A 16168-nucleotide genomic window follows, 5' to 3' on the forward strand; every position below is an offset into this window, starting at 1 on the left:
GTCTCCCTCCCCTCCCTCTTTTCGCACGCGCCCGTGAACCAGCGCACACTTCTCTCCTGCCACATGAGCCGCTTGTTTCCTGCACAAAAATAAGCCGTGTCAACGGGGAAAAAACGAGCACGATCCAGCTCACATTATCGTTGCCACAGGGAGTGGCAAGGAGACTTTTTACTTTGTGAGAATTAACGCAACTTTATAATTTAAAAGGATTTAAAATGCATTTTGACGATAATGACGTACGCCGTGCAATTTTTACGATATCGACGAAATGAAGGGTTGTTGTTTTCCTGTTAATTCTGCTTTTCTAAGGGCGTTGGACGACACAACTACAAGGGTGCAAAACCTGACCAACAGCGAGGGCCGGTATCCAAGCATGCGATGTCGGTGCTCCATTCCAAAACCATGGAAGACCAATAAGAAAGGAAAAAATATGCTTGCCAAAGTATCCAAAATCGCAACCTCAGTCATGCTGGGAACTCTGCTTGCCGGTGCCACCGGCACAGCCATGGCCGCCGACAACAAGACGGTGCTGACACTGGTTGCCCAGCAGGAAACCGCATGGGTCAAGAACTTCAACCCCTTCCTGCAAGCGGGTCTGCTCCACACCACCCGTCACTTCATCTATGAGCCGCTGGTGATCTTCAACGATATGCAGGGTGGCAAACCCGTCTATCGTCTGGCCACCCACTACGCCTTCAGCGATGATCTGAAATCCGTCACCTTCGACCTGCGCGAAGGGGTCAAGTGGTCCGATGGTGAAGCCTTCACCGCCGACGACATCCTCTTCTCCTTCAACCTGGTCAAGGCCAACAAGGCGCTGGACGAGCGCTCCATCTGGACCCAGATCAAGGGTGTCGAGAAGCTGGGTGACCACAAGGTCAAATTCGACCTGGCCGAGATCAACACCAACGTGGTGAACGACTTGGTGCTGGTGCCCATCGTGCCGGAACACCAGTGGAAGTCGGTGAAAGACCCGGTGGCCTTCACCAACGACAAGCCGGTCGGGACCGGTCCCTTCACCGAAGTGGACAACTTCTCCGCCCAGCTCTACACCCAGTGCCGCAACCCGCACTACTGGGACAACGCCAGCCTCTCCATCGACTGCCTGCGCATGCCGCAGATGGCCACCAACGACCAGGTACTGGCCGCCGTGATGAAGGGTGACGTGGATTGGTTCGGCTCCTTCGTGCCGGACATCGAGCGTCTCTACGTCGGCAACGATCCCAAGAACAACAAGTATTGGTTCCCCGCCTCCGGCACAGTGGCGTTCAACGTCAACTTCCAGAGCAAGAACCCGGGCAACCACGAAGCCTTCAACGACATCAACTTCCGCCGCGCCTTCTCCATGGCCATGGACCGCCAGTCCATGGTGGACATCGCGGGCTACGGCTACCCCACCGTCAACGAGTACCCGTCAGGGCTTGGCAAGGCATTCGCCTCCTGGGACAACCCGGACGTCGAGAAGAAGTACGGCAAGTACAACAAGTTCGACCTGGAAGGGGCCAAGGCCCTGCTGAAACAGGCGGGCTACAAGGACTGTGACGGCGACAAGTTCCTCGACACCCCGAGCTGCAAGAAGATCGAGTTCAAGGTGCTGGTACCGAACGGCTGGACCGACTGGGTCAACACCGTCCAGATCGGGGTCGAAGGCCTGCAGGCCCTGGGCCTGAACGCCAAGACCGCCACCCCGGAAGCCACCGTCTGGACCGAGTCCCTGATCACCGGTGACTTCGACGTCGCCCTGCAGGGTTACTTTGCCGGTGCCAACCCGCACAAGTACTTCGAGACCGCCTTCCACTCCCGCAACATGGGTGAGCGCGGCAACCGCTTCGCGGCGCCCCGCTACAAGGATCCCGAACTCGACAAGCTGATCGACGACTTCACCCAGACCGCCGATGCGGCCAAGCAGAAGGAGATCATGTTCGCCATCCAGGAGCGTGTCGGGGCCAACCAGACCATCATCCCGGTGTTCAACAACCCGACCTGGTACGAATACAGCACCAAGCGCTTCAACGGCTGGTTCAGTGCCGACAACCCGGTCGCCAAGCCGCAGGTTCACCCGGACACCCCGGAGCGTCTGCTGCACGTGCTGTCACTCAAGCCAAACAGCTAATCACCCCGGCCCCCTGCGGGGGGCCCTCTTCCCCGCCATGTCTTCCATCCCCCGCACCTGCCGGGGTTGGGGGAGCTTTGCCCGGCGCGGGGCAGGCTTGCAGTAAAAGGTATCACCATGGGATTTATACTTAGACGCTTCTCCTTCTATCTGGTCGCCTTCCTGGTGGCCGCCACCATCAACTTCCTGCTACCCAGAGCCATGCCGGGGGACCCCGTCTCCGTCATGTTTGCCCGGGCCGGCGCCATGATGGAACCCGCCGCGCTGGAAGCCCTCAAAGCCACCTTCGGTTTCGTGGACGGCCCCATCGGCACCCAGTTTCTCACCTATGTGAAGAGCGTCTTCACCTGGGATCTCGGCACCTCGGTGCGCTACTACCCCCAACCGGTTGCCGACGTCCTCGGCCGCGCCATCGGCTGGACCCTGTTTCTGGTGGGCACCTCCACCATTCTGAGCTTCTCCATCGGCTCCATCGTCGGCATCTTCGCCGCCTGGTACCGGGGCGGACGCATGGACAGCATCCTCTCCCCGCTCACCCTGGTGATGCAGGCCATCCCCCCCGTGGTGGTCTCCCTGCTCGCCCTCTTCCTGTTCGGCGTGAGCCTCGGCTGGCTGCCCATCGGCTACGCCTACAGCCCCGAGATCCCCGCCGATTTTGGCTGGGAACACATCAAGAGCATCCTGCTGCACGCCATCATGCCGGTGGGCACCCTGGCCGCGGTGCAGGTAGGGGGCTTTCTCATCACCATGCGCAACAACATGATCAACCTCCTGGGCGAGGACTACATCACCATGGCCAAGGCCAAGGGGCTCTCCAGCAACCGGGTGATCTTCAACTACGGCGCCCGCAACGCCGTGCTGCCCAGCGTCACCGCCCTCTCCATGGCGCTCGGTTTCGTCATCGGCGGATCCCTCATCACCGAGGTAATCTTCAACTACCCCGGTCTGGGACTGACCCTCTATCAGGGCATCCTGGCACGTGACTACCCCCTCATCCAGGGGCAACTGCTCATCATGACCATCACCATGCTCAGCTTCAATTTCCTGGCGGACGTGCTCTACGTCTTCCTGGATCCCCGTCTGCGTACAGGAGGCAAATAAGATGCGTATGCCGACTATCTTGAAAATCCTGCTGGGCAACAAGAAGGCCGCCTTCGGCCTCGCCATCGTGGTCACCTTCGTGCTGATGGCCCTGTTCGCCCCGCTGCTCGCCAGCAACGAACCCACCAAGCGGGTCGCCCGCCCCCACCAGCCCCCCAGCGTGGAGCTGGTGATGGGTTCCAACCGCATGGGCCACGATCTCTGGGCCCAGTTCACCAACGGCGCCCGCATCTCCCTGATGGTGGGCTTCGGGGCAGGCCTGCTGGTGTGCGCCCTGGCCATCACGGTGGGCATCACCGCCGGCTACTTCGGCGGCGTGGTGGACGAGTGCCTCACCTTCCTGATGAACGTGGTGCTGGTGATCCCGAACCTCCCCCTGTTGCTGGTGCTGGCAAGCTTCATCGGAGAGGCCTCCCCCATGGTGATCGCCCTCATCATAGGGTTGACCTCCTGGGCCTATGGTGCCCGGGTCATCCGCGCCCAGACCCTGGCCCTGCGGGAAAAGGAGTTCGTCATCGCCGCCGAGGTGCTGGGTGAACCGGCCTGGCGCATCATCCTGGTGGAGATACTGCCGAACCTCATCTCCATCATCGGGGTGAGCTTCATCGGGTCCATCATCTACGCCATCGTCACCGAGGCGACCCTGGAGTTCCTGGGGCTCGGCGACCCGACCGTGGTCAGCTGGGGCATCATGCTCTACAACGCCCAGACCTCGAGCGCCATCCTGGTGGGCGCCTGGTGGGAGATCCTGGCCCCCTGCTTCGCCATCGCCACCCTGGGGGCGGGCCTCGCCATGCTCAACTTCGCCATCGACGAAATTGCCAACCCGCAGCTTCGTTCCCACAAGGGCCTGCGTCGCTGGAAGCAGCTTGCCACTCCCATCACTGCTCAGGAGAAGACAGCATGACCATGCAACAACCCCTGCTGTCGGTGCGCCAGCTCTGCGTCGACTACATCACCGAGAGCGGCGACGTGCGCGCCGTCAATTCGGTCAGCTTTGACATCATGCCGGGTGAGGTGTTCGGCCTCGCCGGCGAGTCCGGCTGCGGCAAGTCCACGGTCGCCTTCTCTGTGGCCAGGCTGCACAAGCCGCCCGCCTACATCAGCGGCGGCGAGATCCTGTTCAAGGGAGAGAACATCCTCGGCTTCGATGACGAGCGGTTGCGCAGCTACCGCTGGCGCCAGGCGAGCGTGGTGTTCCAGTCCGCCATGAATGCGCTCAACCCCGTGCTGCGCATGGAGGAGCAGTTCTGCGACGTGCTCTTGGCCCACAACCCCGGCATGACCCGCTATGAGGCGATCAAGCGCGCCCAGGAGCTGCTGGAGATCGTCGACATCCACCCGAGCCGGCTCAAGGACTACCCGCACCAGTTCTCCGGCGGCATGCGCCAGCGGCTGGTGATCGCCATCGCCATGGCCCTCAACCCCGAGCTGCTCATCATGGACGAACCCACTACGGCGCTCGATGTGGTGGTGCAGCGGGAGATCCTGCAGAAGGTCTATGCACTGAAAGAGAAGTTCAACTTCTCCATCCTCTTCATTACCCATGACCTCTCCTTGATGGTCGAATTTTGCGATCGCATCGGCATCATGTACGCGGGGGAACTGGTGGAGGTGGCGCCGGCCAAAGCGATCCTGACCGCGCCCCTGCACCCCTACACCCGGGGCCTTGGCAACTCCTTCCCCCCCCTGCAAGGGCCCAAGACCGTGCTGGAGGGGATCCCTGGCAGCCCACTCAATCTGCTGGAGGTGCCGGTGGGCTGCCGCTTTCAGGCACGCTGCGCCAAGGTGCACGAGCGCTGCCGCCAGGAATACACCCGGCTGGCCGAGATCCGGCCCGGCCAACAGGCTGCCTGCCACCTTCATGAGGCAGCAGAGGAACAACCGGATCTTCCGATCCATCTGGACAAGGCCGCAGGCTGTTAAGGATGTCTGTCATGCAAATCGCCCAAACCGACGCGCCCATCATCGAGGTCCAGCACCTTTACAAGGACTTCGCCGTCAACTCCAACGCCATCAAGAGCGGCAAGATGCGGGCGCTGTCCGACATCACCTTCAACCTGCACCGGGGCCGCGCCCTGGCAGTGGTGGGGGAATCCGGCTCCGGCAAGAGCACCATCGCCAAGATCATCGCCAAGATGTACAAGCTCTCCAACGGCCGCATCCTCTACCGTGGCCGCGACCTCGAGGAGTTCAACAAGGGCACCGCCCTGCTGGACTATCGCCAGAGCGTGCAGATGGTGTGGCAGGATCCGTTCGGTTCACTGAATCCGACCCACACCATCTACCACCACATCGCCCGCCCCCTGCTGCTGCACAGCAAGGTGAGTGACAAGCGGGATCTGCCCGACATGGTCTATGGCCTCCTTGAAAAGGTGGGGCTGACTCCCGCCAAGGCGACCGCGGCCAAGTACCCACACCAGCTCTCCGGCGGCCAGCGCCAGCGGGTCAACATCGCCCGCAACCTGGCGGTGGAGGCGGAAGTGGTGCTAGCGGACGAGCCCACCTCCATGCTCGACGTCTCCATTCGCATCGGCATCCTCAACCTGATGGAGCAGATGAAGAACGAGCTCGGCATCTCCATGCTCTACATCACCCACGACATCGCCACCGCCCGCTACGTGGCGGAAGATCTGGCGGTGATGTACGTGGGTCACATGGTGGAGTGGGGAGAGGTGGACGAGATCCTGCACCACCCCCAGCACCCCTACACCCAGTTGCTCATCTCGGCGGTGCCGGATCCCGAGAAGAGCATCCACGCCGAGCTGGAGGGAGGCCGCAAGGGGGAGATCCCGCTCTGGACCCCGGAATCCCGTGGCTGTCCCTTTGCCGGGCGCTGCCATCAGGCCATGCCCCGCTGCAAGGAGAGCCTGCCCCCGGTGACCCGGCTCGCCGACAACCACTTCGTGCGCTGCTACCTCCACGAACAGGGGTAAGCAGGCCCGCGGCCGTGCGCCGTCGCCCGGCCATGCCTCGCGTCGGGGCCGCAAGGCCCCGCAATGAGCCTCGCCCGCCAGGGGCGAGCCTTCGGAGTAAGACCTTGATGGAACTTTTGATCAACCAGGTGGGTTACGAATGTCACGGGGAGAAGAGCGCCCTGCTGCAGTGCGGCGCCGACCTCGATATCCGCGGCCACGTCAGGTTGCTGCGCCAGCAGGACGACCACCTTTTGCTGGAGACGCCGCTGGTGGCGGCGGGATGCGTCCCCGGCTGGCAGGGGCGCCACTACTGGCGGGCCGATTTCTCCGCCTTCACCGAGCCCGGCCACTACCGGCTGGAGGCCGTCGTGACCACGGAAGCGCAGGAGCGCCTGGTGCGCTCCACCCCCTTTGCCATCGACCGGGGGCTGCTGGCGCGCCGCTGCCTCTCCGATGTCATCCACTACTTCAAGGGACAACGCGCCAGCGGCACCTTCGACCGGGCGGACCGCAGGGCACGCCTCTTTGGCACCGATCAGCGCCGGGACGTACATGGCGGCTGGTTCGACGCCAGCGGCGACATGAGCAAGTACCTGAGTCACCTATCCTACGCCAACTACCTCAATCCCCAGCAGACCCCCATGGTGGTCTGGTCCCTGCTCAAGTGCAGGGAACTCCTGGCGACACGTCGCGATATCGACGGGATGAACCTGTGTAAACGGCTCAATGACGAGGGGCTGCACGGGGCAGATTTTCTCTGCCGGATGCAGGACGAGAGCGGCTTTTTCTACATGACCCTGTTCGACAAGTGGAGCAAGGATCCCGAGCAGCGGGAGCTGTGCGCCTATTCGACCCAGCAGGGGATCAAGTCCGCCCACTGGCAGGCGGGCTTTCGCCAGGGGGGTGGCATGGCCATCGCCGCCCTTGCCCGCGCCGCCCGGGAACCGAGTGGCGGCGACCTTGACACAAGCCAGTACGCCGACGCGGCCAGACGCGGCTACCTGCACCTGCGCGAGCACAACCTCGCCTACCTGGACGACGGGGTCGAGAACATCATCGACGACTACTGCGCCCTGCTGGCGGCGGTCGAGCTCACCAGAACGCTGGGCGCCGAGTGGCTCGCCGAGGCGCGGGATCGGGCCGGCCGGCTGTGCGCCCGCCAGCGCGCCCACCCCGATCTCGGCCACCATTGGGCCGCCAACGACGATGGCTCTCGCCCCTACTACCACGCCGCCGAGGCGGGCCTGCCGGTGCTGGCGCTGCTGGAGTATCTCGCCATCGAGCCGGATCCGGCGCGCCAGTGGGCGGCCCGGACCGTCGCCGAGCAGGCCCTGGCGGCCGAGCTGGCCCTCGCGGCCCGGGCAGGCAATCCCTTCGCCCTCGCCCGCCAGTATGTGAAAGGGGTCGATGAGGCGCCCCGGGTGAGCTTCTTTATGCCCCATCACAACGAGTCGGGTTACTGGTGGCAGGGGGAGAACGCCCGGCTGGCATCGCTCGCCACCATGGCGTTTGCTGCCGCACAGCACCTGCCCGGGCAGAGCGCACTGCTGCGCACCTTCGGCCAGCAGCAGCTCGACTGGATCCTGGGGAAAAACCCCTTCAACGCCTGCATGCTGGCGGGTCAGGGCATCAACAACCCGGAATACACCGCCGGCTACCCCAATGCACAGGGGGGGATCTGCAACGGCATCACCGCCGGCTTCAATGACGAAAATGACGTGGCCTTTATTCCAGAGGCGTACAAGGATCGGCTGGATCAGAACTGGCGCTGGGGGGAGCAATGGATCCCGCACGCCGCCTGGTTCGCCCTGGCCATCACCTGGCAGAGCGCACAAGGAGGCCACCATGATTGAGAGCGGTTCACACATCACTGGCACCGGGGAGAGCCCTGGATCCTCCATACCGCCAGCCAGGTTTACCCTGGCCATCACCTGGCAAAGCGCGCAGGGAGGCCCCCATGATTGAGTTCTGGGTCGGGGTGGACGGCGGCGGCACCCACACCCGGGCCCGCATTCGCAACAACGCAGGCAAGCTGCTCGGCGAGGGGCGCGCCGCCGGCTCCAATCTGGAGCTGGGCATCGCCCTCGCCCACGGCCATGTGCTGGCTGCCATCGATCAGGCCCGCATCGACGCGGGTCTGCCCAGGGAGAGCGAACAGCGGATGGGAGTCGGGCTCGCACTCGCCTCCGCCGAGCTCGCCGACTGCTACCACGCCATGCTGACCATGCCCTTCCCGTTTGCGCGGGTGAAGCTCACCTCCGATGCCTTTGGTGCCTGCCTCGGCGCCTTCGACGGCCAGGAGGGGGCCATCCTGATCGCGGGCACCGGCTCGGCGGGGCTCATCTACCGGGAGGGACGCCTTCGCACCTGCTCGGGTCGCGGATTCCCCGTCTCGGATCTCGGCAGCGGCGCCTGGCTCGGGCTGCGCGCCATCCAGCAATCCCTGCTCTGCCACGACGGCATCCTGCCCCCCAGCACCCTGGCGGTGCGCCTGATGGATCACTTCAAGCGGGATCAGGCCGAGGTGGTGCGCTGGGCTGCGCGCGCCATCCCGGCCGACTATGGCCGCTTCGCCCCCTGGGTGTTCGATGCCGCGAGCGACGGGGACGATCTCGCCACCGCCCTGCTGGATGAGACCTGTGCCCAGCTCGGCATGCTGCTGGAGGGCATGACCCAGCTCGGGGCAGACCGGATCGCCCTGCTGGGCGGCATCGGCACGCGCCTCGCCCCCCGTCTGGGCCACTTCCATCTGGTCGCCCCCAAGCGCGACGCGCTGGAGGGGGCCATCCTGTTTGCCAGGACGGAGGCGCTGCCATGTCTGCATCCCTGAGCCTGGCCGGGCCGACAACACCTGCGGGACAGGTTCCCGTTTCCTTCACCCCATCAGAGGAATTCCCATGTCCGCACCCCTGATCCACACCCGGGTCGATCACCGTGACGGTGACGATGTCTGGTTTCGCTTCACCCTGAGCCAACTGCCAGCAGCCCCCTGGAAACTCCACTTCTGCCTCGCCCGCCAGATCGATCCCCACTCGATCGAAGGGGGCACCCTGGAGCGTCAGAGCGGCAGTTACAAGGTCATGGTGCCCCATGAGGGGGTGAGCGAGCTGCTCTTCTGTTGTCGCAACACCCCGCTCAAGCATGACTCCGATATGCCCAAGGGTTTCTTCCTGAGCCTGGAGAGCAAGGGACAGCTGCAACCCCTGGTGCTGGAGGGGGAAGACCTTGGCCTGACCAACCCGCCCTCCCCGGGCCCCGACCTGCCACAGGTGGAGGCCGTCAATGGCCTCGTGCCCCAGCCCGCCCACCTGATTTATACAGAAGGCAACTTCCGGCTGGCCGAGCGGGCCCACGTCGACGGCCCCGTTCCCCTCGCCTCCCTGCTAGCCCATTTCAACGAGCTGACAGGCCTGGCCCTGACCCAGGATCACGATGCGGAGATCCACCTCGTCGAGGCGACACTTCCCCCCGAGGGGTATGAGCTCACCATCACCCCTGAGGAGATCGTCATCCGGGCCGCCGGCGAGGCGGGCTGGCGACACGGGCTGGTGAGCCTGGCCCAGTGGGCGCTGCAACACGGAGAGAGCCTGCCCTGCCTGACGGTGCGGGATGCACCGCGCTTCGGTTTTCGCGGCATCTTCCTCGACTGTGCCCGCCACTTCCACTCCATCGCCACCCTCAAGCGCCTGCTCAAGCAGATGAGCCTCTACAAGTTCAACCGCTTCCACTGGCACCTCACCGATGACGAGGGGTGGCGCCTTGAGATCAAGGCCTTCCCCCAGCTGACCGCCGTGGGTGCCTGGCGCGGCCATGGCCTGGCGGTGGGGCCCCAGCTGAGCGGCGGCCCCGACCCTTATGGCGGTTACTACACCCAGAGCGAGGTGCGCGAGCTGGTCGCCTACGCCGCCGGGCTTGGCATCACCATCATTCCGGAAATAGACATCCCGGGGCACTGTCACGCCGCCATCAAGGCGCTGCCCGAGCTGCTGGTGGAAGAGGCAGACCGCTCCCGCTACCTCTCGGTGCAATATTTCGACGACAACGTGCTCAACCCGGCCCTGCCCGGCACCTACCGGTTCCTGGACGCCGTGATGGACGAGGTGTGCGATCTCTTCCCCGGGAGTCAGGTTCACATGGGGGGGGGACGAAGTGCCCACCGGCGTCTGGACCGACAGTCCCGCCTGCCAGCAGCTGATGGCCGAGCAAGGGTATCAGGATTGCCGCGAGCTGCAGGGCCACCTGCTGCGCCACTGCCAGCACTACCTGGCTGGCAAGGGCAAACAGATGCTGGGGTGGGAAGAGATACTGCACGGTGACAAGGTGAGCCGGGAGGCCACCGTCTTCGCCTGGACCAGCTTCCAGGCCGGCCTGGACGCCGCCGCATCCGGTTACCCCGTGGTGATGGCGCCTGCCCAGCACCTCTATCTGGATCTCGCCTGGAGTCAGGACATCCACGAGCCGGGACTCTACTGGGCGGGTACCCTCAACCTGGCGCAGGTGCATGCATGCGATCCTGCCCCGGCCGATTTCCATGCCAACGATAACATCCTGGGGGTGCTGAGCCCCTTGTGGTCGGAACTGATCACCTCTCGCGATCGTCTCGACTACATGTTGTTCCCGCGCATGCTGGCCACGGCAGAGGTGGCCTGGAGCACTCCCGCCCGCAAGGTGTGGGAGCACTTCGTCGCCCGTCTGCCCGGCCAGCTGCACATCCTCGACCAGTTGCAAGTGCGTTACCGGGTGCCACAGAGGTAGTGTTATCTTTTTCTTTTCGGCGACCTTTTGGTCGCCGTTTTTTTACCCATCGACAACAAAAACCCAACCTAGCCCCTACTTTTCATCTGCCTTTGTTGGCAAAATAAGGCCCCCGATGAAACCAGACAGGGGATGCATCTCCCTGCGGTTCCGCCACAATAACAATCAGCAAACAGATCGGAGCTTACCCTTATGGCCCGCAAACACGCCCAGGTCGTGGACAGTGAAGTGGAATTTCCCGCCGACGTGCAACTCGTCTCCACCACGGATCTGCGCGGCGTCATTACCTACGCCAACCCCGCCTTCTGCCGCATCGCCGGTTACCAGGTCGATGAACTGGTCGGCCACAACCACAACCTGGTTCGCCACCCCGACATGCCCAAGGCCGCCTTCGCCGATCTCTGGGATCGCCTCAAGGAGGGCAACCCCTGGCGGGGAGTGGTGAAAAACCGCTGCAAGGATGGCCGCTATTACTGGGTCGACGCCTACGTCACCCCCATCTACGAGCACGGCAAGATAAGCGGCTACCAGTCGGTGCGCTGCAAGCCCGACCCCCAGCTCAAGCAGGCTGCCGCCCAGGCCTATCAGGCCCTGCTTTCGGCCGAGCAACGGGGCACCCCGGCCCGCCCCTCGCTGCGCCGTTTCAGGCCGCTGATGCTCGGCCTGCCGCTGCTGGCGCTGCTGGTCTGGGCCGCCCTCACCCAGGGCCCCCTCACCGCGCTGCTGATGCTGCTCCCCCCCCTCGCCATCGCGGGCGCCTACTGGCGCGAGCTCATCGCCCTGCCCCGCTATCTCAGGCAGCTCGGTCAGCAATATGACAGCCTGACCCGGCTGGTCTATTCGGGGGATGCCCCGGGTGCCATCGCCGATTTTCACCTGAAGATGCTGCAAGCCCGGATCCGCACCGTGCTGGGGCGGGTCGACGATGCCACCCATCCGCTTCAGGCCCTGGCAACCGATCTGCAAGACTCCTCACACCGCGCCTTCCTCGACATCAACGAGCAGGATGCCCAGACCCAGCAGATGGCGGCCGCCATGACCCAGATGGCCAGCACCGCCCACGAGATTGCCCGCAACATCCAGGACACCAACGGCCAGGTGACCGAGGCGCGCAGCAGTTGCCAGAGCACGGTGGAACAGCTGGATCAGACCCAGCAGCAGATGACCAGGCTGGCCAGCCAGGCGGAGCAGGCCTTCCACTCCGCGGTGGAGCTCGCCAGCGAGTCGGAGCGCATTGGCAGCGTGATGGGTGAAATCCAGGGCATCGCCGAGCAGACCAACCTGCTGGCCCTCAACGCCGCCATCGAAGCCGCCCGTGCTGGCGAGCAAGGGCGCGGCTTTGCGGTGGTGGCGGACGAGGTGCGCACCCTGTCGACCCGAACCCACAAGGCGACCGAGCAGATCCAGGGCAGCATCAGCCAGATCCAGCACACCCTGGAGCGCTGGCAGGGCATGATGCAGGACAACCTGGCCCAGACCCGGGAATGTGTCGAGATGACCCGCCAGGGATCAGGCAACCTGCACCTGGTGCTGGGGGAAATCGATCAGGTGACCGAATTCTCCACCCAGATCGCCGCCGCCGCGGAGCAGCAGCAGGTGGTGGTGGAGGAGATCAGCCGCAACATCCACCAGATCTCCGAATACTCCCGCGCCAACAGCCAGAAGATCCAGGCGGTGGACGACTCCAGCCAGGAGCTGCTCAGGCGGGCCCGCGAGCTCAGGGGACTGAGCCAGACCTTCGGCTGACAGATTGCAAGCCCCATGACAGAAGCGCCACAATGGCGCTTCTGCTGTTTTTGACGAGCCATCATCATGAGAACGAACGCGACCCCCCTGGACAAGACGGCCCGCATCGAGGCGATCCTGGCCCTGATCCCCCCCGGCCGTGTGGTGAGCTACGGCCAGGTGGCGGATCTCGCGGGCCTGCCCGGACGGGCACGACTGGTGGGCAAGGTGTTGCGGGAAACCGACAAGGTGCTGCCCTGGCATCGGGTGCTGGGGGCGGCAGGCACCATTTCGCTGCCAAAAGGATCCGCAGGCTTTGATAAGCAAGCGGGGCTGCTGCAGGAGGAGGGGGTGCCCGTGATTGGCGGGCGGGTCAGGATGCGGGAGTGGCAGTGGCAGCCCGACCTGGCCGAGCTGCTCTTTCTGGTTCCCTTCTGACGAGGCTGGCACGTCCCGAAGGGATGGGGGCTCTTGCAACAAAGGGAGGGCCTCTGTGGTCGCCCTCCGTCACGTTCTCTTCCCTAGTCGCCGGCAATGGGCCCCAGAATGTCATCGCTGCGCACCTGTACCGGGATGGTCTCATCCTCCCGTTGCAAGAGCACCAGCAGACTCTGTCTGTCCACCTCCAGCACATAGGCCGTCCCTTCACGGGTCAGGCAGGTCATGCCCGGCCGTATTTCATGTATCTCCATGACAACTCCCTGTCTTGCGCTGCCATCCATGCAGCCATTCCAGTATATCGCCATCCACCAACAAAGAGGCCCCTCGCAAGGGGCCTCTTTCATCATGCTGTGAGCGGCGTCGCCATCAGGCTTTCTTCGCCTTGGGCAGGCTCTCCTGCCATTTTCCGTTGTCGTAATGGGCTGTCCAGCCGGTCGCCTTGCCGTTGACCTCGGTCATCACGTACTGCTCCTTGGTCTTGCGGCTGAAGCGCACCACGGAGGCGTTTCCGTCAGGATCTGACGCCGGGGCGTCCGCCAGGTACTGGTGCTTGGGAGAGAGGCGATCGCGGAAGCGCTTGAGCTCCTCCACCAGGGGCGCACGGGTCTCGCGGGATTTGGGGAAGTTGCTGGCGGCCAGGAAGAGGCCGGCGGCGCCGTCCCGCAGCACGAAGTGGGCGTCGGACTGGGTGCATTTCAGCTCGGGCAGGGGTACCGGATCCTCTTTCGGCGGTGCAATGTCGCCATTTTTCAGGATCTTGCGGGTGTTCTTGCAGCTCTCGTTGGTGCAACCCATGTATTTGCCGAAACGGCCGTTCTTGAGCTGCATCTCGGAGCCGCAGCGATCGCACTCGATGCTCGGCCCTTCGTAGCCCTTGAGCTTGAACTGCCCCTGCTCCACCTCGTAGCCATCGCAATCCGGGTTGCGACCGCAGACGTGCAGCTTGCGGCTGTCGTCGATGATGTAGGCGTCCATGGCGGTGCCGCAGATCCCGCAGCGATGCTTGGCACGCAGCGCATCGGTTTCCGCCTCGTCCCCGTCGGTGGCGGAGACGAACTCGTCCGCACTGACCAGGTTGATGGTCTTCTTGCAGCGCTCCTTGGGCGGCAGGGCATAGCCGGAGCAGCCGAGGAAGACGCCGGTGGTGGCGGTACGGATACCCATCTTGCGGCCACAATCCGGGCAGTCGATGTCGGTCAGCACCATCTGGTTGGCACGCATGCCTCCCTCTTCGTGGGGCTTGTCGGCCTGCTCCAGCTCCTGGGTGAACTCGGCGTAGAAGGCGTCGAGCACCTTCTTCCACTCCAGGCTCCCCTCGGCGATGCCGTCGAGCTTGTCTTCCATCTTGGCGGTGAACTCGTAGTTCATCAGCTCGACGAAGTTCTCCACCAGGCGGTCGGTGACGATTTCCCCCATCTTCTCGGCGAAGAAGCGGCGGCTCTCGACCCGCACATACCCACGGTCGACGATGGTGGAGATGATGGAGGCATAGGTGGACGGACGGCCGATGCCGCGCTTTTCCAGCTCGCGTACCAGGGCCGCTTCGGTGAAGCGGGCGGGCGGCTTGGTGAAATGCTGGCGCGGATCCAGCTTGACCAGTTTCAGCACCTCGCCGACGGTCACCGCCGGCAGCTGGCTGTCTTCACCCTTGCGGCCCATGGGCGGCAGGGCCTTGGTCCAGCCGGCGAAGCGCAGGGTGCGGCCACGGGCCTTGAGCTCGAACTCCCCTGCCTTGACGGTCAGGGTGGAGGAGTCGTACTGGGCCGGGGTCATCTGGCAGGCGACAAACTGGCGCCAGATGAGGTCATAGAGCCGCATGGCATCGGGCTCCATCCCTTCCAGCATCTCGGCAGTCACCTGGACGCTGGAAGGGCGGATCGCCTCGTGGGCCTCCTGGGCATTGGCCTTGGCGCCGTAGAGGTTCGGCTCGCTCGGCAGGTAGGCGGCACCATACTGCTCGCCGATGTATTCCCGCACCGCGTCCACCGCCTCTTTGCTGAGGTTGGTGGAGTCGGTACGCATATAAGTGATGTAACCCGCTTCATAGAGACGCTGGGCCATCATCATGGTCTTCTTGACCCCGAAGCTCAGACGGGTAGAAGCCGCCTGCTGCAGGGTGGACGTGATAAAGGGAGCGGACGGCTTGGAGCCGGTCGGCTTGTCTTCCCGGTTCACCACCTTGTAGTCGACCCCTTCCAGGGCCGCCACGGCGGCGAAGGTCTCGGCCTGGGTCACCGGCTTGAAGTCGGCTCCGTTGCGGCTGACCACCTCCATGCGCAGCTCGCTCTTCTCGGCGGTGAGCAGGTCGGCGTTGAGATCCCAGAACTCCACCGGCACGAACGCCTTGATCTCGCGCTCCTTGTCGACGATGAGGCGCACCGCGACGGATTGCACCCGACCGGCGGAGAGGCCGCGGGCCAGCTTCTTCCACAAGAGCGGGGAGACCATGTAGCCCACCACCCGGTCGAGGAAACGACGGGCCTGCTGGGCGTTGACGCGATGAATGTTCAACTCGGACGGCTGGGCGAACGCCTCCTGGATGGCGCTCTTGGTGATCTCGTTGAACACCACGCGCTTGTAGCGGCTGTCGTCGCCACCGATGATCTCGCGCAGGTGCCAGGCGATCGCTTCCCCCTCTCTATCCAAGTCGGTTGCGAGATAGATGGTGTCAGCCTTGGCGGCCAGACTTTGCAACTCGCTGACCACTTTTTCCTTGCCGGGCAAAATCTGGTAGTTGGCCTGCCAGCCTGCGGTCGGGTTGATGCCCATCCTTGAGAACAGGGCGTTGCGATCCTTGGCCGCCTTCTCGGATTCGCTGAGCTTGATGCCGCGAATGACAGGTTTTTTGGGCTCGGTGCTGGCGCTGCCGCTGGTCGGCAGATCGCGCACGTGGCCTACGCTGGATTTCACCACGTAGTCCTTGCCCAAATATTTGTTGATGGTCTTGGCCTTGGCCGGAGACTCCACGATGACCAGTGATTTGCCCATGCTGTAACTATTATCCTCATTGCACCCGACGGGGTTGGCGTGCGGTTTTGTGGGGCTGTATAAGAGATTTGACGGGAAAAAGCAATCTTGCGGGTCAATTTGCCCGACAGCCCGAACCGCCCTGCTT

Annotated in this window: 11 protein-coding genes and 1 pseudogene; 10 read left to right on the forward strand and 2 right to left on the reverse strand. The window is 63.9% G+C overall.

The features are described from left to right. The first annotated feature begins 430 nt into the window (after window positions 1–430). The 10 genes and pseudogenes from C3418_RS12745 (at window position 431) to C3418_RS12790 (ending at window position 13050) form a co-directional block, all read left to right on the forward strand. Window positions 431–2113: an ABC transporter substrate-binding protein gene (locus C3418_RS12745; protein ID WP_010673906.1), complete on the forward strand. Its 1683-nt coding sequence runs from the start codon at window positions 431–433 to the stop codon at window positions 2111–2113. 117 nt (window positions 2114–2230) lie between these two features. Next, window positions 2231–3214, forward strand: a complete 984-nt coding sequence (locus C3418_RS12750) for an ABC transporter permease (protein WP_010673905.1) — start codon at window positions 2231–2233, stop codon at window positions 3212–3214. A 1-nt stretch (window position 3215) separates the two neighbouring features. Beyond that, the gene (locus C3418_RS12755) at window positions 3216–4121 is read left to right on the forward strand and encodes an ABC transporter permease (protein WP_010673904.1); all 906 of its coding nucleotides are present in this window, start codon (window positions 3216–3218) and stop codon (window positions 4119–4121) included. After that, complete coding sequence (locus C3418_RS12760) at window positions 4118–5140, forward strand: ABC transporter ATP-binding protein (RefSeq protein ID WP_010673903.1); 1023 nt, start codon at window positions 4118–4120, stop codon at window positions 5138–5140. Before C3418_RS12755 ends, C3418_RS12760 begins: the two co-directional genes overlap by 4 nt. 11 nt (window positions 5141–5151) lie before the next feature. Then, a complete protein-coding gene (locus C3418_RS12765) occupies window positions 5152–6150 on the forward strand; it encodes an ABC transporter ATP-binding protein (RefSeq protein ID WP_010673902.1) in 999 nt (332 codons plus the stop codon). Window positions 6151–6257: 107 nt separating this feature from the next. Next, window positions 6258–7985 (forward strand): glycoside hydrolase family 9 protein, encoded by a 1728-nt coding sequence (locus C3418_RS12770; RefSeq protein ID WP_010673901.1) that lies wholly within the window; start codon window positions 6258–6260, stop codon window positions 7983–7985. A 104-nt stretch (window positions 7986–8089) separates the two neighbouring features. After that, complete coding sequence (locus C3418_RS12775; RefSeq protein ID WP_010673900.1) at window positions 8090–8962, forward strand: BadF/BadG/BcrA/BcrD ATPase family protein; 873 nt, start codon at window positions 8090–8092, stop codon at window positions 8960–8962. Between the two features lie 67 nt (window positions 8963–9029). Beyond that, window positions 9030–10887, forward strand: a pseudogene (locus C3418_RS12780) (beta-N-acetylhexosaminidase). Window positions 10888–11079: 192 nt separating this feature from the next. After that, window positions 11080–12633, forward strand: a complete 1554-nt coding sequence (locus C3418_RS12785) for a PAS domain-containing methyl-accepting chemotaxis protein (RefSeq protein ID WP_010673898.1) — start codon at window positions 11080–11082, stop codon at window positions 12631–12633. A gap of 66 nt (window positions 12634–12699) precedes the next feature. Next, on the forward strand, window positions 12700–13050 hold the full coding sequence (locus C3418_RS12790; protein ID WP_010673897.1) for an MGMT family protein: 351 nt from the start codon (window positions 12700–12702) through the stop codon (window positions 13048–13050). A gap of 83 nt (window positions 13051–13133) precedes the next feature. Here C3418_RS12790 and C3418_RS24405 read toward each other — a convergent pair whose 3' ends face one another. Further along, window positions 13134–13304: a hypothetical protein gene (locus C3418_RS24405; RefSeq protein ID WP_164882955.1), complete on the reverse strand. Its 171-nt coding sequence runs from the start codon at window positions 13302–13304 to the stop codon at window positions 13134–13136. A gap of 115 nt (window positions 13305–13419) precedes the next feature. Continuing rightward, window positions 13420–16041 (reverse strand): type I DNA topoisomerase, encoded by a 2622-nt coding sequence (topA, locus tag C3418_RS12795; RefSeq protein ID WP_010673895.1) that lies wholly within the window; start codon window positions 16039–16041, stop codon window positions 13420–13422. Between the last annotated feature and the right edge of the window lie 127 nt (window positions 16042–16168).

The organism is Aeromonas sp. ASNIH8 (assembly GCF_002919855.1).
GTDB classification, from domain to species: Bacteria; Pseudomonadota; Gammaproteobacteria; order Enterobacterales; family Aeromonadaceae; genus Aeromonas; species Aeromonas caviae.

What these genes read in the sequence shown, in the direction of transcription:
- C3418_RS12745 (WP_010673906.1), top strand. Translation starts at nt 431, where the DNA reads ATGCTTGCCAAAGTATCCAAAATCGCAACCTCAGTCATGCTGGGAACT.
- C3418_RS12750 (WP_010673905.1), top strand. Translation starts at nt 2,231, where the DNA reads ATGGGATTTATACTTAGACGCTTCTCCTTCTATCTGGTCGCCTTCCTG.
- C3418_RS12755 (WP_010673904.1), top strand. Translation starts at nt 3,216, where the DNA reads ATGCGTATGCCGACTATCTTGAAAATCCTGCTGGGCAACAAGAAGGCC.
- C3418_RS12760 (WP_010673903.1), top strand. Translation starts at nt 4,118, where the DNA reads ATGACCATGCAACAACCCCTGCTGTCGGTGCGCCAGCTCTGCGTCGAC.
- C3418_RS12765 (WP_010673902.1), top strand. Translation starts at nt 5,152, where the DNA reads ATGCAAATCGCCCAAACCGACGCGCCCATCATCGAGGTCCAGCACCTT.
- C3418_RS12770 (WP_010673901.1), top strand. Translation starts at nt 6,258, where the DNA reads ATGGAACTTTTGATCAACCAGGTGGGTTACGAATGTCACGGGGAGAAG.
- C3418_RS12775 (WP_010673900.1), top strand. Translation starts at nt 8,090, where the DNA reads ATGATTGAGTTCTGGGTCGGGGTGGACGGCGGCGGCACCCACACCCGG.
- C3418_RS12785 (WP_010673898.1), top strand. Translation starts at nt 11,080, where the DNA reads ATGGCCCGCAAACACGCCCAGGTCGTGGACAGTGAAGTGGAATTTCCC.
- C3418_RS12790 (WP_010673897.1), top strand. Translation starts at nt 12,700, where the DNA reads ATGAGAACGAACGCGACCCCCCTGGACAAGACGGCCCGCATCGAGGCG.
- C3418_RS24405 (WP_164882955.1), bottom strand. Translation starts at nt 13,304, where the DNA reads ATGGAGATACATGAAATACGGCCGGGCATGACCTGCCTGACCCGTGAA.
- topA (WP_010673895.1), bottom strand. Translation starts at nt 16,041, where the DNA reads ATGGGCAAATCACTGGTCATCGTGGAGTCTCCGGCCAAGGCCAAGACC.